The organism is Actinoplanes sp. NBRC 101535, assembly GCF_030269225.1.
In the GTDB taxonomy this organism is placed as follows: Bacteria; Actinomycetota; Actinomycetes; order Mycobacteriales; family Micromonosporaceae; genus Actinoplanes; species Actinoplanes rectilineatus.
On sequence record NZ_BSSY01000007.1, the window covers coordinates 128371 to 148757 of the forward strand.

Annotated in this window: 10 protein-coding genes and 1 pseudogene; all 11 read left to right on the forward strand. The window is 71.2% G+C overall.

The window, feature by feature from the left end; translation table 11 throughout:
* Positions 1 to 53: 53 nt before the first annotated feature.
* The 11 genes and pseudogenes from QSK32_RS20880 to QSK32_RS20930 all read left to right on the forward strand — a co-directional run bounded on the left by QSK32_RS20880 (position 54) and on the right by QSK32_RS20930 (position 20330).
* Complete coding sequence (locus QSK32_RS20880) at positions 54 to 9341, forward strand: non-ribosomal peptide synthetase/type I polyketide synthase (RefSeq protein WP_285472833.1); 9288 nt, start codon at positions 54 to 56, stop codon at positions 9339 to 9341.
* Between the two features lie 78 nt (positions 9342 to 9419).
* A complete protein-coding gene (locus QSK32_RS20885; protein WP_285472834.1) occupies positions 9420 to 11222 on the forward strand; it encodes a phytoene desaturase family protein in 1803 nt (600 codons plus the stop codon).
* The gene (gene ddaH / locus QSK32_RS20890) at positions 11219 to 12049 is read left to right on the forward strand and encodes a dimethylargininase (protein WP_045748192.1); all 831 of its coding nucleotides are present in this window, start codon (positions 11219 to 11221) and stop codon (positions 12047 to 12049) included. The genes QSK32_RS20885 and ddaH overlap by 4 nt, the downstream gene beginning before the upstream one ends.
* A 131-nt stretch (positions 12050 to 12180) precedes the next feature.
* Positions 12181 to 13458, forward strand: a complete 1278-nt coding sequence (locus tag QSK32_RS20895; protein WP_285472835.1) for an XRE family transcriptional regulator — start codon at positions 12181 to 12183, stop codon at positions 13456 to 13458.
* A 33-nt stretch (positions 13459 to 13491) separates the two neighbouring features.
* A pseudogene (locus QSK32_RS20900) lies at positions 13492 to 13695 on the forward strand (methyltransferase); the annotation flags it as partial.
* 22 nt (positions 13696 to 13717) lie between these two features.
* Positions 13718 to 15316: a hypothetical protein gene (locus QSK32_RS20905; protein ID WP_285472836.1), complete on the forward strand. Its 1599-nt coding sequence runs from the start codon at positions 13718 to 13720 to the stop codon at positions 15314 to 15316.
* A gap of 170 nt (positions 15317 to 15486) precedes the next feature.
* Complete coding sequence (locus QSK32_RS20910) at positions 15487 to 16845, forward strand: FAD/NAD(P)-binding protein (RefSeq protein WP_285472837.1); 1359 nt, start codon at positions 15487 to 15489, stop codon at positions 16843 to 16845.
* A gap of 158 nt (positions 16846 to 17003) precedes the next feature.
* Complete coding sequence (locus QSK32_RS20915) at positions 17004 to 18503, forward strand: high affinity choline transporter 1 (RefSeq protein ID WP_045748193.1); 1500 nt, start codon at positions 17004 to 17006, stop codon at positions 18501 to 18503.
* Positions 18504 to 18585: 82 nt separating this feature from the next.
* Entirely contained in the window at positions 18586 to 18921 is a 336-nt protein-coding gene (locus tag QSK32_RS20920) for an STAS domain-containing protein (RefSeq protein WP_045748194.1), read from the forward strand.
* 75 nt (positions 18922 to 18996) lie between these two features.
* Positions 18997 to 19593: a sigma-70 family RNA polymerase sigma factor gene (locus QSK32_RS20925; RefSeq protein WP_285472838.1), complete on the forward strand. Its 597-nt coding sequence runs from the start codon at positions 18997 to 18999 to the stop codon at positions 19591 to 19593.
* Complete coding sequence (locus tag QSK32_RS20930) at positions 19590 to 20330, forward strand: anti-sigma factor (RefSeq protein ID WP_045748195.1); 741 nt, start codon at positions 19590 to 19592, stop codon at positions 20328 to 20330. The genes QSK32_RS20925 and QSK32_RS20930 overlap by 4 nt, the downstream gene beginning before the upstream one ends.
* Positions 20331 to 20387 lie beyond the last annotated feature (57 nt).

A 20387-nucleotide genomic window follows, 5' to 3' on the forward strand; every position in this document is an offset into this window, starting at 1 on the left:
TCTGCCTGCCCGCCCGCGCGCGTTCGCCCCTCCATGAAGAAATGTGAGCCATCATGAACGACCTGTCCCCGGCGGCTGTTGCGGCCGCCGGAGAGAAGATCGCGATCGTCGGCATCGGTTGCCGCTTCCCCGGCGGCGCCAACGACTACCACGAGTTCTGGCAGAACATCATCGCCGGCCGTGACTGCCTCACCGACACCCCGCCCGACCGGTACGACGTGACGACCCTCGGCAGCCGTGACAAGGACAAGCCGGGCCGGCTCGTCGGCGGTCGCGGCGGTTACATCGACGGCTTCGACGAGTTCGACCCGGAGTTCTTCGGCATCAGCCCGCGTGAGGCCGAGAACATGGACCCGCAGCAGCGCAAACTGCTCGAGGTCGCCTGGGAGGCGCTGGAGGACGGCGGTCAGAAGCCCGCCGAACTGGCCGGCACCGACGTCGGCATCTTCGTCGGCGCGTTCACCCTCGACTACAAGATCCTGCAGTTCGCCGACCTCAGCTTCGAGACGCTCGCCGCGCACACCGCGACCGGCACGATGATGACGATGGTGTCGAACCGGATCTCGTACTGCTTCGACTTCCGCGGCCCCAGCATGTCCATCGACACCGCGTGCAGCTCCTCGCTGGTCGCCGTCGACCTGGCCTGCCAGAGCCTGCGCCGCGGCGAGACCCGGCTCGCGCTGGCCGGCGGCACCCTGCTGCACCTGACCCCGCAGTACACCATCGCGGAGAGCAAGGGCGGCTTCCTCTCCCCGGAAGGCAAGTCCCGCACGTTCGACAGCTCGGCGAACGGCTACGTCCGCGCCGAAGGGGTCGGCCTGGTCGCGCTGAAGCGGCTCAGCGACGCGGTCCGCGACGGCGACCAGATCCACGCGGTGATCGTCGGCAGTGGCGTCAACCAGGACGGGCGTACCAACGGCATCACGGTGCCGAACGGCGACGCGCAGGTCAGCCTGATCGAGCGGGTCTGCGCCGAGGCCGGCGTGGTCCCGGGCGACATCCAGTACATGGAGGCGCACGGCACCTCGACCCCGGTCGGCGACCCGATCGAGGCGAACGCCCTCGGCCGGGCCTTGTCGGTCGGCCGCCGTCCGGGCGCCGACTGCTACGTCGGTTCGGTCAAGACGAACATCGGGCACACCGAGTCCGCGGCGGGCATCGCCGGCCTGATCAAGACCACGCTGAGCCTCAAGAACAAGACCATCGCGCCGCACATCAACCTGCGGGACGTCAACCCGAAGATCGATCTCACCACGCTGCCGTTCCGGATCCCGACCGAGCCGACCCCCTGGCCGGAGCACGAGGGACGGGCCCTGGCAGGTGTCAACGCGTTCGGCTTCGGCGGTACGAACGCGCACGTGCTGCTCGAGGAGGCACCCGAGCGCGCCGAGCAGTCCGGCCCGGCCACCGGGGCACCGGCCACCGGGTTCCGGATCCTGCCGCTGAGCGCGCGCGACGACACCACCCTCGCCACCGTCGCCGAGCGCATCGCCGGTGAACTGGACCGGCTGCCGGACGTCGCCTGGACGCTCGCCCACCGCCGTCAGCACCTCGAGTCGCGGCTCTCGGTGGTCTACTCCACCGGCGAGGACCTGGCCGAACGCCTCGGCGAGTACGCCCGCGGCGAGTCCCACCCGCACCTGCTGACCGGCACCCAGCTGGAGGGCGACGCCAGCCGGCTGGTCTGGGTGTTCACCGGCATGGGCCCGCAGTGGTGGGCGATGGGCCGCCAGCTGCTGCGTGAGGAGCCCACCTTCCGTGCCGTCATCGAGCGGTGCGACGCCGAGATCCGCAAGCAGGCCAACTGGTCGCTGCTCGACGAGATGACCGCCGACGAGGCGGACTCGCAGATGGCCGAGACCTGGCTCGCGCAGCCGGCCAACTTCGCGATCCAGATCGCCCTGGCCGCGCTCTGGCGGGAGCGGGGCGTCACCCCGGCCGCGATCGTCGGGCACAGCACCGGCGAGGTCGCCGCCTTCTACGAGGCCGGTGTCTACACGTTCGAGCAGGCCGTGATGGTGGTCCTGCACCGCAGCCGGTTGCAGCAGAAGCTGGTCGGCACCGGTACGATGCTCGCGGTCGGGCTCTCCGAGGCCGAGGCCGGCGTGGCGATCCGCCCGTACGGCGACCGCATCTCGATCGGCGCGGTCAACAGCCCCACCGCCATCACCCTCGCCGGTGAGGAGCCCGCGCTCGCCGAGCTCTCCGCCGTCCTCAAGGAACAGCAGGTCTTCAGCAAGTTCCTGGACGTACGGGTGCCGTACCACAGCGCCCAGATGGAGGCGATCAAGGCGGACCTGCTGGACTCGCTGGCCGGCCTCGCGCCGAGCCCGGCACAGGTCCCGCTCTACCTGACCGGCAAGCACGGGCGCTCGGACGGCCTCGACCTGAACAACCAGTACTGGTGGCGCAACGTCCGCGACAGCGTGCTGTTCCAGGCCGCGGTGCAGCACCTGATCGAGGACGGCTACCGGCTGTTCCTGGAGATCGGCCCGCACCCGGTGCTCGGCCGTTCGATCCAGGAGATCCTCACCGCGCAGGGCGTCACCGGGCGTACGGTCGCCACGATCCGCCGCAACAAGGACGAGGCCGCGCAGTTCACCATCGCGGTGGCCGAGCTGCACAACGCGGGCGTGCCGGTCGACTGGTCGGCGCTGCAGCCCGAGGGCCGGCTGGTCCCGCTGCCCCGCTACCCGTTCAAGCGGGACCGGTACTGGGTGGAGCCGCACGCGGTCGCCCAGGTCCGGCTCGGCCACCAGGACCACCCGCTGCTCGGCCGCCGGCTGACCAACGCGGTGCCGACCTGGGAGGCCAAGCTCGACCCGGAGACGCTGCCGTACCTGGAGGACCACCGGATCCAGGGCAACGTGCTGTTCCCCGCGGCCGGCTACCTCGAGGCGGCGATCCAGGCGGTCCGCGCGCTGACCGGCGGCACCGCCGTCGCCCTGGCCGACATCGAGCTGCGTAAGGCGCTGTTCCTGTCCGACCGGGAGGCCCGGACCGTCCAGCTGACCGTCTCCGACGCGGACGGCACCTTCGCGGTCGCCTCGCCGTCGGCCGACGGCGAACCCACGGTGCACACCACCGGTGCGGTCCGTGTCTCCCAGCCGCGCCGTGCCGAGGGGCACCTCGACCGGGACGCCGTCCGGGCGCGCACGGTGCGCCGCTTCGAGGGCGCGGAATGCTACGACGAGCTGGCGGCGATCGGCTACCACTACGGCCCGGCGTTCCAGGGCATCGACGAGGCGTGGGTCGGACCGGACGAGGCCCTGGCCCGGATCCGGGCACCGCACGGCGTGGACGCCGGCGGCCACCACATGCACCCGGTGCTGCTCGACGCCTGCTTCCAGACCCTGCTGACCCCGCTGATCCTGCAGGCGAAGGACGGCGGCACCGGCATCCGGCTGCCGCTGTCCATCGAGGAGCTGCGGATCGACCCGGTCGGTGACCAGGCCGTGTGGGCGCACGCCCGGCTCACCCGCAGCGAGGGTGACGAGCTGATCGGCGAGATCACCGTCTACACCGAGGACGGTGCCCCGCTCGGCCGGATCGACGGCTTCCGTGCCGTCGACGTCGAGAAGGCGTCAGCCGCGGTCGGCCTCGGCACCATCGACGGCTGGCTGGTCGAACCCACCTGGAGCGAGATCGCCGCGGACGCCCCGGCGGAGCCCCGGACGATCGGTGACCTGCTGATCCTCGCCGACGGTTCCGGTGTCGGCGCCGAACTGGCGGCCCTGGCCGAGGCGGAGGGCCTGCGGACCCACCTGGTCCACGCCGGGAAGGGCTACTGGCCCGCACCGGACGGCCGGTCCTCGACGGTGGCGCCCGCCTCCGCCGACGACCTGCGGTCGCTCTTCACCGACCTGGCCGTGCGGCACCCGCAGGGCTTCGGCACCGTCGTGCACCTGTGGAACCTGGACCTGCCCGACCTGGCCGAGGCCCGGGCCGCCGACCTCGACGAGCACGGCAGCCTCGGCGCGTACTCCCTGGTCGCGCTCGCCCAGGTGCTTGCCGAGCGGGGCACCGGCGCCGCGCTGTCCGTGGTCACCCGCGGCGCGCAGCCGGTCGTCGGATCCGGTCCGGTGGAGCCGCTCGGCGCCTCGGCCTGGGGCATCGCCCGGGTGCTGTGGTACCAGGAGCTCACCGGGAACCGCGGCAAGATGATCGACCTGGAGCCGCGCGCGGCCCGCACGGACGAGTCCGTACGCGGCGACGCCCTGGCCCTGCTGCGCGAGCTCGGCACGACCGGTGAGGAGGAGATCGCGCTGCGCGGCACGAGCCGCCTCACCAGCCGTCTCGTCCAGGCCGGGAAGCTGACCCGGCCGCTGCCGCTGCGGCTGCGCGTCGACGGTGCCTACCTGGTCACCGGCGCGTTCGGTGCCCTCGGCCAGGTGCTCTGCCGCACCCTGGTACGCCGCGGCGCCCGCCGCCTGATCCTGAACAGCCGCACCCGCATCCCGGAGCGCGCCACCTGGTCCACGCTGGACCCGCAGTCGCGGACCGGCGAACTGGTGGCCTTCCTGCGGGAGCTGGAGGCGCTCGGCGCGCAGCCGATCGTGGCCTCGTTCGACGTCACCGACGAGACCAGCCTGACCACGTGGCTCGACGGCTACCGCGAGCAGGAGGCGCTGCCGATCCGGGGCGTCTTCCACCTGGCCGGGCAGGTCGACGACACGCTGATCGCGGAGATGGACCGGCCGCGGTTCGACGCCGCGTACCGGCCGAAGACCGTCGGCGCGTTCCTGCTGAACCGGCACCTCGCGGACCAGCCGCTGGACCACTTCGTGCTGTTCGCGTCGATCGCGTCGCTGCTCACCACGGCCGGGCAGACCAACTACGCGGCCGGCAACGCGTTCCTCGACTCGCTCGCCCACCACCGCCGGGCCGCGGGCCTGCCCGCACTGAGCCTGGACTGGGGTCCGTGGGCGCTCGGCATGATCGAGGAACTCGGTCTGATCGACCACTACCGCAACAGCCGGGGCATGACGTCGCTGGGTGCCGAGGCGGGTATGGCCGTCCTGGAGCGAGTCCTGGGCCAGGACCGGGCCCAGCTGATGGTGGCGACCGTCGTCGACTGGCCGCTCTTCCTCTCCTGGTACGACATGCCGATCCCGCTGGTCACCGAGCTGGCCGCGGCCGGTGGTGACGGCGGTGCCGGCGAGTCCGGCGGTCTGCGCGACACCCTGCGCACGGCCGACACGCGGACCCGCCAGGAGCTGATCGCGACCTACTTCACCGAGCTGGTCGCGACCGTGCTGCGGGTCGCCGTCGACCGGGTGGACGACACCACCGACCTGAACAGCTTCGGCATGGACTCGCTGCTCGCCATGGAGCTGCGCGGCCGGATCAGTGCGGACCTCGGTGTCACCCTGCCGGTCGTCGCGCTGCTCGGCGGCGCCCCGGTCGGTGAGCTGATCGGCAAGCTGTTGGAGGCGCTCACCGAGGCGGACGGGCAGGACGTCAACGCGACCGCGGTGGAGACCTTCACCGACGAGTCGTGGTACCCGCTGACGCAGAACCAGCAGGCGCAGTGGTTCCTCAAGCAACTGGACCCGGACGGTTTCGCGTACAACATCGGTGGTGCCGTCCAGGTCCGCGCCGAGCTCGACCCGGGCCTGATGTTCCTGGCCGTGCGGGCGACCATCGCCCGGCATCCCAGCCTGCGGGCCAACTTCGTCCTCGACGGCGACAAGCCGGTCCAGAAGATCTCCGCCGAGATGGAGCCCGACCTGGGTCTCGTCGAGGCCGAGGGCCTGGAGTGGGACGAGATCTACCAGATGATCATCGAGGAGTACCGCAAGCCGTACGACCTCGAGCGTGATCCGCTGGTGCGTTTCCGGCTCTACCGGCGCGGCCCGGACCACTGGGTGATCATGAAGGCCGTCCACCACATCGTGTCGGATGCGATCTCCACGTTCACGTTCATCGAGGAGCTCTTCGCGGTCTACGAGGGCATGCGGACCGGCAAGCCGGCCGACCTCGAGCCGGTGCCCTCGCGGTACCTCGACTTCCTGAACTGGCAGAACCGGTTCCTGGCGAGCCCGGCCGCGGGCAAGGCCCTCGAGTACTGGAAGACGCACCTGCCCGCCGAGGTGCCGAACCTGAACCTGCCGACCGACAAGCCCCGCCCGCTGGTGCAGAGCCACAACGGCGCGTCGGAGTTCTTCGCCCTGGACGCGGACCTCACCACCCGGATCCACGACCTGGCCCGCGAGCACAACGTCACGCCGTTCATGGTGCTGCTCGGTGCGTACTACCTGCTGCTCAACAGGTACTCCGGGCAGGACGACATCGTGGTGGGCAGCCCGGTGACCGGCCGTACCCAGGAGGAGTTCTCCTCGGTCTACGGGTACTTCGTCAACCCGCTGCCGCTGCACGTCAACCTGGCCGGGGACCCGTCGGTCGCGGCACTGCTCGACGCGGTCCGCGCCACCGTGCTCGGTGGTCTGGACCACCAGGAGTACCCGTTCGTGATGCTGGTCGACGAACTCGGCCTGCGCCACGACCCCAGCCGCTCCGCGGTGTTCCAGGCGATGTTCATCCTGCTGGTGCACAAAGTCGCCACCGAGAAGTACGGCTTCAAGCTCGAGTACGTCGAGTTGCCGGAGGAGGAGGGCCAGTTCGACCTGACGCTCTCGGCCTACCTGGACGAGGCGGACGGCCGGTTCCACTGCGTCTTCAAGTACAACACCGACCTGTTCGTGCCCGAAACGATGCAGCGGCTAGCGGCGCACTTCGGCAACCTGCTCGACGGGCTGACCAGGTCGGACGCCGCACAGCCGGTGTCCCGGCTGGCCCTGCTCGGCGAGACCGAGCTCGACCACCTCACCGGCCGGCTCAGCGGCGTGGACCAGACCGCCTGGTACGAGGAACCGCTGCCCGAGCTGATCACCCAGGTCGCGGCCGAGCACCCCGGCACGGTCGCGGTGGCGGTGCCCGGCGGGACCCGGATGACGTACGCCGAACTGGCGGACCGTTCCGGCGACCTGGCCCGGCGCCTGATCGCCCAGGGTGTCGGCGCCGGTTCGGTGGTGGCGCTCTGCCTGCCCAAGTCGACCGAGCTGATCACCGCGATGGTCGCGGTGCAGCGCTCCGGTGCGGCCTACCTGCCGCTGGACCCGGACCACCCGGCCGAGCGCCTGTCGTACATGGTCGGTGCCGCGCAGGCCGCGCTGGTGCTCGCCCCGGAGGGCGACCTCGGCCGGCTGGCGGACCTGCCGGCACCGGTCCGCAGCCTCACCGAGATCGGCCGCGGGGACGCCGGCGACGCGGTGCTGCCGCGGATCGAGCTGGACTCCACGGCGTACGTCATCTTCACCTCCGGTTCCACCGGCCGGCCCAAGGCGGTCCGGGTCAGCCACCGGAACCTGGCCTCGGTGCAGGCCGCCTGGCGTGACGAGTACGGCCTCGGCGTCGACGTCCGCGTGCACGCCAGCCTGGCCGGCGTGTCGTTCGACGTCTTCACCGGAGACGTGACGCGGGCGCTCAGCTCGGCCGGCACGCTGGTGCTGGTCGACCGGGACCTGCTGTTCGACACCGCCCGCCTCTACCGCACGATGGTCGAGGAACGGGTGGACTGCGGCGAGTTCGTCCCGGCGGTCGCCCGGCAGCTGATGGCGTACTGCGAGCGGGAGAACGTCCGGCTCGACTTCCTGCGCCTGATGATCGTCGGTTCGGACGTCTGGAAGGTCGCCGAGTACGAGCGCCTGCGGTCGTTGTGCGGTCCGCAGACCCGCGTGATCAACTCGTACGGCCTGACCGAGGCGACGATCGACAGCGCCTACTTCGAGGGGCCGGTCGACGGGCTGGAGCCGGGCCGGGTGGTGCCGATCGGCACCGCGCTGCCCAACAGCGAGCTGTACATCCTCGACGAGGCCGGCCGTCCGGTGCCGGCCGGGGTCACCGGGGAGCTGTGGATCGGTGGCGACGGCGTCTCCGGCGGTTACGTCGGCGACCCGGAGCAGACCGCGCACCGCTTCGTGACCGTGGAGCTCAACGGCGCCTCCCGCCGGCTCTACCGCACCGGTGACCTGGGCCGCTGGGACCGCGAGGGCCGGGTGCACCTGCTCGGCCGGATGGACACCCAGATCAAGGTGCGGGGCTACCGCATCGAGGTCGGCGAGGTCGAGGCGCACCTGACCGCCGCGCCGGGCATCACACAGGCGGTGGTCACGGTGGTCGACGACGCCCGGGGCGAGGCGGCCCTGTGCGGCTACTGCGTGCCCGAGCCGGGTACGGAGTTCGACGCCCGGGCGCTGCGCCAGCGGCTCACCGGATACCTGCCGACCTTCATGATCCCGTCGTTCCTGGTCGAGGTGCCCGAACTGCCGCTCACCCCGAACGGCAAGGTCGACCTCGACGCGCTGCCGGCGCCGCACGCGGAGACGGCATCCGAGTCGTTCGAGGAACCCGTCACGCTGTACGAGACCCGGATGGCGGAGAACTGGCGCACGCTGCTCGGCGTGGACCAGGTGGGTCTGGAGCACGACTTCTTCGAGTCCGGTGGCAGCTCGATCAAGCTGATGGAGCTGATCTACCACCTGCAGACCGAGTTCGGCATCGAGATCCCGGTGAGCCGCCTGTTCACCGTGACCACGCTGCAGGGCATGGCCCGTACCGTGCAGGACATCGTCAGCGGTGACGTCGACGGGGCCCGCCCCTACCTGGTGTTCAACGCCACCGCCGAGCCGACGGTGTTCTGCTTCCCGCCGGCCGGTGGCCACGGCCTGGTCTACCGGCAGTTGTCCGGTCAGCTCAGCAAGCACCGGTTGATCGCCTTCAACTACCTGACCGGCGACGACAAGGTGGCGCGCTACGCCGACCAGATCGAGGAGCTGTCGGCGGCCGGTGCGGTGGCGCTGCTCGGTTACTCCCTCGGCGGCAACCTCGCGTACGAGGTGGCCAAGGAGCTGGAGAGCCGCGGCCGCGCGGTGTCGGACGTGGTCATCCTCGACTCGTACCGGATCGGTGCGGCGTTCGAGATGCCGCAGGACCAGATCGTCGCGTTCGAGCAGGAGCTCGCGGAGCACCTGCTGCGGCACACCGGCTCGGACGTGATCTCGGCGAGCACTCTCGAGCAGGCGCGTGACTACCTGCTCTTCGCCAGCCGGACGCCGAACGTCGGCGGCGTGGACGCCGTGGTGACCGTGCTGAGCGACGAGAACAAGGCCGACCTGTACGCCTCCGGCCGCGAGGGCGGCTGGTACGGCAGTTCCCGGACGAGGGCCGCGCTGGTCACCGGCTTCGGCGAGCACGCACAGATGCTCGACGGCGAGTGTGTGGTGGCGAACGCGAGCCTGATCCGGTCGGTTCTGGCCGGCGGCGACACCGGCACCGTCTGATCCTCGCCCCCGGCGGGCGGGGCACGCGTGACGTGCCCCGCCCGCCCCTCCCACGCCGAAGCCTCAGGAGTTCACGCGTTGAGTACCAAGACCCGTCAGGCCCGTCCCGCCCGCAAGTCGATGATCATCATCGGCGCGGGGCTGGGTGGGCTGTCCACCGGCTGCTACGCCCAGATGAACGGCTACGACACCCAGATCTTCGAGATGCACGAGATCCCCGGAGGGTGCTGCACCTCCTGGGACCGGGGCGACTACACCCTGGACTGCTGCATCAGCTGGTTGCTGGGCAGCGGCCCGGGCAACGAGATGCACCAGATCTGGCTCGAGCTCGGCGCCCTGCAGGGCAAGCAGGTCCGCCACTTCGACGTCTTCAACATCGTGCGTGGCCGCGACGGCCGCAAGGTGTACTTCTACTCCGACCCCGACCGTCTCCAGCGGCACCTCATGGACCTGTCGCCCGCGGACGCCAAGCACATCCGTGACTTCTGCGACGGCCTGCGCCGGTTCATCAAGGCGATGGCGGTCTACCCGTTCCTCAAGCCCGTCGGCCTGATGAACACCTGGGAACGCACCCGGATGATGGCCTCGTTCGCGCCGTACTTCAACGTGGTCCGCAAGAGCATCACCAAGCTGATGGCCGACTACTCCCAGAAGTTCCAGGACCCGCTGCTGCGCGAGGCCTTCAATTTCATCCTGTACGAGAAGCACCCCAACTTCCCGGTGCTGCCGAACTACTTCCAGATGGCCTCGCACGCGATGCTGTCGGCGGGTGTCCCCGAGGGCGGCTCGCTGGGCCTGTCCCGGTCGATGGAGGCGCGCTACCGCCGGCTCAACGGGAAGGTCACCTACAACGCGAAGGTCGACGAGATCATCGTCGAGAACGACACCGCGGTCGGGGTACGCCTCACCGACGGTCGCGAGTTCCGGGCCGACATCGTGGTGTCCGCAGCCGACGGTGAGACGACGATGATGCGCTTCCTCAAGGGGCGCTACCTCAACGAGGAGTACCGCCGCCTCTACACCGAGGTCATCAACGAGCCGATGATGACCTTCCCCGGCTACTTCATCGTCTTCCTCGGTCTCAAGCGGGACTTCCCGGAGGGCGAGCCGTGCACCACGCACCTGATCACCGAGGAGGAGGCGGCGAAGCTTCCGGGCATCCGCCATCCGAGCATCAACGTGCAGTTCCGGTCCCGGCACTACCCGGAGCTGGCGCCGGAGGGCACGTCGATCGTGTACGCGACGTACTTCTGCGACATCGAGCCGTGGCGTGAGCTGTCCGAGGGCCCCGAGCAGGAGGACCGCGAACGCAAGGGCGAGGTGCTGCACACCCTGCCGACGCGCCGCGGCCGTGACTACCAGACCGCCAAGCGCAAGGCCCGCGACGCGATCGTGGAGCTGCTGGAGCAGCGGTACCCGGGCATCAAGCGGGCCATCAAGGTCCGTGACGTGTCGACGCCGCTGACCCAGGTGCGTTACACCGGCAACCGGGACGGGACCGTGCTCGGCTGGCAGCCGTTCGTCGAGGGCGGCGAGATGCTGGAGGACCTGGTCAAGAAGTACGGCCCCGGCATGCCCGGGCTCGCCAACTTCTACCAGTCCGGGGTCTGGGCGACCACCGGTGGCCTGATCCGTGCCGCCGCGGCCGGCCGGCACGTCGTGCAGTTCGTCTGCAAGGACGACGGCAAGACGTTCCACGCCGAGATCGACGACACGCTGCCGCCGCCGGAGCACATCGTCGTCCCGGTCGGCCCGGACATGCCGCCGGTCTTCGAGGACGCCACCTACAAGTGGGCGTCCGGCTGGCGGGGCAACGGCGCGGCCCAGGACGACGACGAGGTGGAACCGGACGAGGAACTGGTCCCGGGGGCGGTCGTATGAGCCGCCGGGCCGTCCGGCCGCGGCGGTACCTGATGTGCCGCCCGGCGTACTTCGACGTGGTCTACTCCATCAACCCGTGGATGGACCCGTCGAAGCCGTCCGACACGGAACTCGCCGTCCTGCAGTGGGAGCGCCTGTACCGGCTGTACCGGACGCTCGGGCACCGGGTGGATCTCATCGAGCCCGGCGAGAACCTGCCGGACATGGTCTTCGCCGCCAACGGGGCGACCGTGGTCGACGGCCGGGTCCTGGTCAGCCGGTTCCGGCACGAGCAGCGGGTGCCGGAGGGTGCCGCGTACGAGCGGTGGTTCCGGGACGCGGGGTTCGACGAGGTGCTCGTCAGCGACGCGATCTGCGAGGGGGAGGGCGATCTGCTGACGGCCGGTGAGTTCCTGCTGGCCGGGACCGGATTCCGTACCGATCGGGCGGCGCATGTCACCGCTTTCGCATTCTTACGGAAGCCGGTTGTCCCCCTCACTCTGGTGGACGACAGGTTCTACCATCTCGATACTGCGCTCGCTGTTCTGGACGATGACGAAGTCGTGTATTTTCCCGACGCATTCTCGGCGGACAGTCGTCGCGTGCTGCGGCGTCTCTATCCCGACGCGATTCTCGCTACGGAGGCCGACGCCGAGGCTTTCGGGTTGAACGCGGTCTCCGACGGGCGGCACGTGGTTCTCCCCGAGGCCGCTGTTGACCTGGCCGGACGTCTCGCCGACCGGGGCTTCGAGCCGATCGGGATGGACGTCTCCGAGCTGCACAAGGCCGGCGGCGCGGTCAAATGCTGCACGCTCGAACTGCGTGGTCGCGTTCCGGTGGCGGATTGACTGGGTTGATATCGTGAAGTTACGCGCCGGGGCCGTGCGGTACCCGGCGCGTAATAATGCAACAGAATAGGCGCCGCGCGCGTTTACAACGTGTGGCGCCGAATGGAAAGACAGTGGGAGAGTACGGGCAGATGGTGTTCGGCACATTCCTCCGCGGGGCACGTCTCCGTGCCGACCTGACCCAGGAGGGCCTGGCTGACCAGGCCGGGGTGAGCGTTCGGACCATCCGCGACCTGGAACGCCGGCGGGTCCGCGCACCGCACCGGCACACCGCCGAGTCGCTCGCCGAGGCACTCGGGCTCTCCGGACCGGACCGGACCCGGTTCTTCGCCGCGGCGGGTCAGGACAGCGAGCCGCCGGCTGCCCGCCGCCGGCCGGGTTCGCGCCGTGACCGCTCCCGGATGGCCCCGGCGCAACTGCCGGCGGCGACCGCCGAGCTCTTCGGCCGTGACCCCGCCATGGACCTCGTCCGCCGGTACGCGGCGGTGGCCCGCGGACGGCGCCGGACGGCGACCACGATCTCCCTGCACGGCCCGCCCGGTGTCGGCAAGACCGCCTTCGCGATCGCCGCCGGCACCGAGCTGCGGTCCGACTACCCCGACGGGCAGCTCTTCGCCGACGTGGGCCGCGAGGAGGCCGGCGCGGGTCGCGGGGAGGCCGGCGCGGGCCGTGGGGGAGAGGCCGGTGCCGCTGCCGTGGTGGCGTCGTTCCTGCGGGCGCTGGGTGTCGCCGAGTCCGGCATCCCCGCCTCGCTCGCCGATCGCAGCGCCCTCTTCCGCACGGTCAGCGACCGGCTGCACCTGCTCATCGTGCTCGACGAGGTCGCCGACGAGGACCAGCTGCGCCCGCTGATGCCGGCCGGTTCGCGCTGTCTCGTCGTGGTCGTCGCCCGCCGCCCGTTCGCGGGGCTCGACCCGCACGAGCGGATCGCCCTCGAGACGCTCTCCGAGGCGGACAGCGGCGAGATGCTCGGATCCATCCTCGGCGCGCGGGCCGAGGCCGAGCCCGCGGCGGTCCGTGAGCTCGTCGCGCTCTGCGCCGGGCTGCCCCTGGCGCTGCGGCTGGCGGCCGACCGGCTCTCCATGCGTCCACATTGGAGGGTCGACCGCCTGGTCGAGTACCTCCGGGACGAGGAGAGCCGGCTGCACGAACTGCAGGTCGGCGACCTCGGCGTCGGCCCGAGCATCGAGGCGGTCCACCGGCGGCTCGACCCCGCCGACGCCGAGGTCTTCCGCGTCGCGGCGCAACTGCCCGGCCCGGAGTTCACCGTCGGCGACGTGCGGCGCGGCTGCAGTGCCACGAACGTGCGCCGCTCCATCGAGACCCTCGTCGACGTGGGGCTGCTGGAACCGGCCGGTCGCGGGTACCGCTTCCACGCACTGACCCGGATCTTCGCGCGCTCGTTGTGACGTCCCCCATGGACGCATGTCGACACCGGCGCCTCTGAGCTGCTGCTCGACGCGGACCGCACCGGCCCGGCCCCGGCCGCGCTGAGGGGGATGAACATGCTCGTCGAGACCGAGGGCGGCCGCGACTACTCGGACGCCGATTACGCCGACTGGCTGCCCGGCGCCGGCTTCACCGATGTCCGGACCGTCCGCTGCGACGCTCCCGGCGCGAACGGAGTCGTGCTCGGAGTCCGATAAGGAGGTTTTGTAGGGTGGTCCGATGCGTGGGGTCGAGGGCGAGCTGGGTCTGGTCAAGGTCGAGCTCGACTGGGCCCGGGAACTGCGCCGTGCCGCCGCGGTGCTCTGCACGCTGCTGGCCCTGGCCGGTGCGGTGCGGCTCTGCGTCCCCGCCAACCCCGACGACCAGAATCAGGAGCCTTCGGGGGTACGCCGTCAGCTGACGTTCCTCAAGCAGGAGCTGGCCTCCGGGGCGGACACCGAGGCGCAGGAGCAGTTCCCCGAGGGCTACTACTTCCTGAACGTGCTCTACGGGCTGTCCTGGGTCGAACTCGGTCAGCGCGGCGTCGAGCCGGTACGCGCCGCAGAGGAGGCGGAGTGGGCACTCGCCCGCGTCGAGTCCGAGGCCGGGCGGGCGCCGTTCGACGCCGGGGCCACGCCCGCCTACGGGGTGTTCTACGCCGGCTGGACGAACTGGCTCCGCGGCGGACTGCTCACCCTGCGCAAGGACCCGAAGCAGGAGGCCCGTTTCCTGGCCGACTCGGAGGCGCTGGCCGGGGCGTTCACCGCTGCCGCATCGCCGTTCCTTCCGGCGTACCCCGGTGAGGCCTGGCCCTGTGATTCGACGGTCGCGATCGCGTCGCTGCGTCTCGCCGACGGGCTCAGCGGACGGACCCGCTTCACGCCGGTGGTGGACCGCTGGGTGAGCCGGGTCAAGGGCCTGGTCGACCCGGAGACCGGCCTGCTGCCGCACCAGGTCGACGCGGTCACCGGCAGGGCGCAGTCCGGGGCGCGCGGCTCGTCGCAGGCGATCATCCAGCGGTTCCTGCCGGACGTCGACCCGAAGTTCGCCCGCCAGCAGTACGAACTGTTCCGTGACCAGTTCCTGGACCGGCCGCTGGGCCTGGTGCCGGCGGTCCGGGAGTACCCGCACGGCGTGGACGGCGTGGCGGACGTGGACTCCGGTCCGCTGCTGCTGGGTGTCAGCCTGTCGGCGACGGTGGTCGCGATGGGTGCGGCGCAGGCGCAGGGCGACCGGTCGCTGGCGTCGGCGCTGGGCAACGTCGGCGAGGTGGCCGGGGTGCCGCTCGACATGCCGAGCACGAAGCGGTACGCGTTCGGCGCGGTCCCGGTCGGTGACGCCTTCCTGGCCTGGTCGAAGACGGCCCGGTCGTGGACCGGGTTCGGGGTGTCGCCGCCCGCGCCGGTGATCGACGGCTGGTGGCGGGTGCCGCTGCTGGCGTTGTTCCTGCTGCTGGGGCTGGCGCCGTGGCTGCCGGGGTTGTACCGCCGAAGTCCGCTGGCGGTGGCGACACCGGCTCGCAAATCGCGGCCGGTGAGGAAGGCGACCGCGTCGAAGGCGCCGGTGGTGACGAGGATGGCCAGTGCCAAGGCTGTGCCGGCGGCGAAGAGGACCACGAAGGCCGCCCCGGTCACGAAGGCCGCGGTCAAGAAGGTTGCAAAGGCTGCCCCGGTCAAGAAGGTCGCAAAGGCCGCCCCGGTCACGAAGGTCGCGAAGGCCGCGGTCACGAAGGCCGCGAAGGCCGCCCCGGTCGCGGGGAGGAAAGCCGCGCCGAAGCCGAAACCGCCCGCGGTCCCGGCCAAGAAGGCCGCTCCGGCGAGGCCGCGTCCCAAGAAGTAGGAAGAGCGGGGCAGAATCCAGCAGACCGGGCGTGCCCCGGCGAGCATCGACCACTCACCTCGGATAACATACCAAACCTAGGGGTTATGTGGTTTGATGGCTGCTCTACCTGCGGAGGATGATATGCCGACCTGTTGTACCAGCTGGTCACCGAACGAGGACGCGGTCCGGTGACCAGCATCGTCGCCCGCCGGCCCCTGATCGCGGACAAGCCCGACGTGGTTGCGATCATCGGCGGCGGCTTCAGTGGCGCGCTCACCGCCCGCGCCGTCCTGCAGCACACCGACCGGGAGGTCGTGCTCGTCTCCCCGGAGGTCCGGCCGGGCCGCGGCGTCGCGTACGGCACCGCCGAACCGTGGCACCTGCTCAACTCCCGCGCGGCCGCCATGAGCGTCGACGCGGACGACCCGCAGCACCTGGTGCGCTGGATGCGCGCCCAGGGCCTGCCCGCCGAACTCACCGACTTCGTGCCCCGCGCACGCTACGGCGACTATCTCGCCGACCAGTTCACCGCCGCGAGCGCGGCAGCCGGCGGACGTCTGCGCCGGCACATCGCCTCGGCCACCGCGGTCCGCAAGACACCCGACGGCTACGAGGTCGTCGACGACTCCGGGTGCGTCGTCCGCGCCGACCACGTGATCCTGGCCGTCGGCAGCCCTCCGCCGCAGCGGCTCCCCGGCATCAGCGACGCGGCGTTCCGCAGCGTCGAGTTCGTCGCCGACCCGTGGGCCGTCGGCGCGCTGGACGCCGTGCCCAGCGACGAGCCGGTGCTGCTGCTCGGCACCGGCCTGACCGCGATCGACGTGGCGCTGAGCCTGACCGCCGGTGGACGCCGCACCCCGATCGAGGCGCTGTCCCGGCACGGCCTGGTCCCGCAGGCCCATCCGGTGACCCCGCCGCCCGCCGTCGACCTCGGCCTGCGCGAGTCGCCCCGGCTGGCCCCGCTGATCCGCCGGGTCCGGCAGGCCGTCGCGGACGGCGCCGACTGGACGGCGGTCATGGACCACCTGCGCTTCCAGGCCGACCGTCTGTGGGCGGCGCTCGACACCGACGCCCAGGAACGGTTCCTGCGGCACTGCTTCCGTCACTGGGAGACGCACCGGCACCGCATGGCCCCGCCGATCGCCGCGCGCGTCGCCGAGCTGCGCGCCGAGGGCACCCTGCGGGTCCGGTCCGGCCGGATGACGGCGATCGTGCCCGACCCGGACGGCGGCCTGATCGTGCACGTCGAGGGCGAGGAACCCCGTAGGTACGGCGCGGTCATCACGTGCAGCGGCCCCGGTCCGGTCACCCCGCGGGTCAGTGCCCTGATCGGCGACGACAGCACGCTGCGGGGCCCGCACGGGCTGGGCATCGACACCGACGACGACGGCCGGGTGCTCGACGCGGACGGCCGGGTCCAGCCGGGCCTGTGGCTGGTCGGCCCACTGCGCCGCGGCCGGGTCTGGGAGGCCACCGCCGTCCCGGAGATCCGCGGCCAGGTCGACCGTATGGTCGCCGTCCTGCCGGCGCGGCTCCCCACGGTCTGACCCGTCACGACGGCCGGGTGGCGCGAGCCGCCCGGCCGCCTGTTCCCGGCGGTTAACGAGAATGCGCAACGGCTGATAACGAGGACGCAACGCACGGCGGGCTGAATCAACGCACGACTCAACGGGTCGGCACCGCATCACAGCCCTCAGGAGTCCTCATGATCATCGCCGGGGTCGCACTGACCGTCCTGGCCGTTCTGATCGTCGGCATAGTCGTGGCCCGCAAGGTCGACGGGGACAGCGCCAACTATCTCGTCGCCGGACGGCAACTCGGTGTCCCGCTCGTCGCCGTCGCCCTGACGACCGCGGCGGTGGACAGCAACGCCACGGTCGGCAACACCGACCTCAGCTCCGCCTACGGGTTCTGGGCCGGCGCCTCACTCGCCCTCGGCCTCGCGATCTGCCTGCTGCTGGCCGGCCTGTTCCTGGCGAAACCGATGAACCGGATGGGCCTGTTCACCCTCGGCGACTTCTTCGCCCGCCGCTACAACCGGCCGGTCGAGGTGGTCGCCTCACTGCTGATGATCTTCGCGTTCACCATCCTGCTCGCCGGGAACCTGGTCGCGATGGGCTTCCTCGTCGAGTACTTCACCGGACTGTCCTACACCGTCGGCGTGGTGCTCGCGGTGTGCCTCGTCCTCGCGTACACGATCGGTGGTGGTCTGTTCTCGGACGCCTACACCGCCGTGATCCAGGCGGTGATCACCGGCATCGCGACGTTCGTGCTCTTCGGCTGGATGGCGGTGAAGTTCGGGGTCAGCATCCCGGACGGTCTCGGCCCCTTCGACCTCGGGCAACTGACCGACTCCGGGCAGGGCGCGCCGGTCAACTGGGCGACCCTGGTGTCGCTGGGCATCGGCGACCTGGTGGCGATCGACTTCATGCAGCGCATCTTCGCGGCCCGGACCCCGCAGGTGGCGCAGCGGGCCTGTTTCATCGGCGCGGGCGCGACCGCCGTCGTCGGTGTGCTGTGGTCACTGATCGCGCTCACCGCCTCCGCCGAACTCGGGCTCACCGCCGAGGACGCGCCGATCATGTACCAGTTGCTCGACGGTTACGCCCCGGTCCTGCTCGCGGTCCTGGTCCTGTCCGGGATCGTGGCGGCGTCGTTCTCCACCGCGTCCGGCGCGATCCTGGCGACCTCCGCGGTCGCGGTCCGCAACATCGCCGGGGTACGCCGCGAGGTCGCCCCCGGCCACCGCGACCCGCTGCTGCGCTGGACCCGGGTGGCGATGCTGCCGGTCGTGATCGTCGGGGTGTTCCTGGCGCTGCGGGTCAGCCAGACCGGCATCCTGCTCACCCTCGCGTTCGACCTGATGCTCGCCTGCCTGATCGCCCCGTTCCTGCTGGGCCTGTTCTGGAAGCGGTCGACGTCGGCCGCGGCCCTGATCGGCGCGGGTGTCGGCCTGGCGGTCCGGCTGGTGTTCCTGGTGCTGACCCCCACGCTGTACGGCGTACCGAACGATCTGCTGTACATCGACAACACCCTGGTCGGCGCCGGTTTCGACGGCTGGGCGACCCTGGTCGCGGCGGCCGTCGGCGTACTGGCGTTCGTCGGCTCCGCCCTGGTCACCCGCTCCCGCGCGGACGAGGAACTGGACCTGCTCAGCGTCGACCGGATGCGGGAACCCGAATCGGAACCCGTGCCGGCCGTCTGAGCCCGGCCAGGGTTTATCCGGATCATCGACGGGGTACACCGCGCGCGTCTGTGGACACGGGGTCACCGGAGGGGGCAGGGAGATGAACTTCGACTGCACGATCGAGCGCGAGGGCCGGACCGTCGTCCTGGCGCCGGACGGTGACCTGGACGTCACCAGCGCTCCGCTGCTGCGCCAGGTGATCCAGCAGGTCCTGGACCACGGCGGATGCGACCGGATCGACGTCGACCTGGCGAAGGTGACGTTCCTCGACTCGTCGGGGCTGGGCATGCTGGTCGCCGCGCAACGGGCGTCGGGCGCGCGCGGCGTCCCGTTCTGGCTGACCCGGCCCGGGCCGATGGTCCGGATGGTCCTCGAGGTGACCAACCTCTACCAGCACCTGGTCGCCCAGGACGCGGAAGAGAATCTCGTTTTCTAGACCGCTCGGCCCATCCGCGCCGGGCACCGCTGCGAAGTACCTTCCGGACAGCACCATCGGACGGAACGGAGCAGCATGCCGGAGCATCTCAGACCGGTGCCCACGCCGCGGGAACCCGCGGATCCGCAACCGGACGCCCTGCTCAGAGCCGTTGCCGGCGGCGACGAGCGGGCGTTCGGCCGGCTCTACGACCTGGTCGCGCCGCGCGTCTACGGGCTGATCCGGCGGGTGCTGCGCGACCCGGCCCAGGCCGAGGAGGTCGCTCAGGAGGTGCTCGTCGAGATCTGGCGCACCGCCGCCCGGTTCGACCCGGACCGCGGCTCGGCGAGCGCCTGGATCTTCACGATCGCGCACCGGCGGGCCGTCGACCGGGTGCGTTCCGAACAGGCGGCGGCCGACCGGACCGTGCGAGCCGGGGTGGCCGCCGTGGACACGCCCTACGACGAGGTCGCCGACGAGGTGGCGATCCGCCTCGAACGCCAGCAGGTGCGGCACTGCCTGGACGAGCTGACCGAACTGCAGCGGCAGGCGGTCACCCTCGCCTACTACCAGGGGCACACCTATCCGCAGGTCTCCGAGCTTCTGGACGTACCGTTGCCGACGGTGAAGACCCGGATGCGTGACGGCCTGATCCGCCTGCGGGACTGCCTGTCGGCGGGGGTGGCCGCATGAACCCGGATGTGCACACCCTGGTCGGGCCCTACGTGCTGGACGCGCTCGACGACGTCGAACGGGCCGCCTTCACCCGGCATCTGCGCGAGTGCGAGCCCTGCCGGATCGAGGCAGACGAGCTGCGGGAAGCGGCCGGCCGGCTGGCCGACGGCGCCTGGTCGGTGCCGCCGCCGCGTCTCAAGGCGACGGTGCTCGCCGCGATCACCGAAACCCGGCAGCTGCCGCCGCCAGGTGCGCCGCCGCTCCGTTCGGCCGCGGCCCGGACCACCCGGTTCCGGCTGATCACCGCGGCCGCCGTCGTGGTCGCGGCGGCAGGGGCCGGCACGGCCGTCCATGTTCTTCAGAATCAGCGGGTACGCGACGCGCAGAGCGCCGCCGCCGCGGCCCAGGCGAGTGAGGCCCGCGTCCGTGCGGTGCTGACCGCCCCCGACCTGTCGGTCCGCGAGCAGCCGCTGGCCAGCGGTGGCCGCGTCACGGTGGCCGGGTCGGCGCTGCTCGGCGCCGGGGTGATCATGCTGGCCGCGGACGCGTCACCCGGCACCGACCGGGTCTACCAACTGTGGACCATCCGCGACGGGACACCCTCGTCGGCCGGGGCGCTGGCCGCCGGACAGTCGACGATCGTGCAGGTCGTGGAAGGTCTGCCGACCGCGTCCGAGGTGGGCGTCACGATCGAACCGGCCCCCGGATCGGCCGCCCCGACCACTCCGCTCGACGCGCTCGTGAGGATTTCCTGACACTCACGGATTTCTTCCCGATCACACCCATCCAGTTACCTGCCGGCGGCGAATACC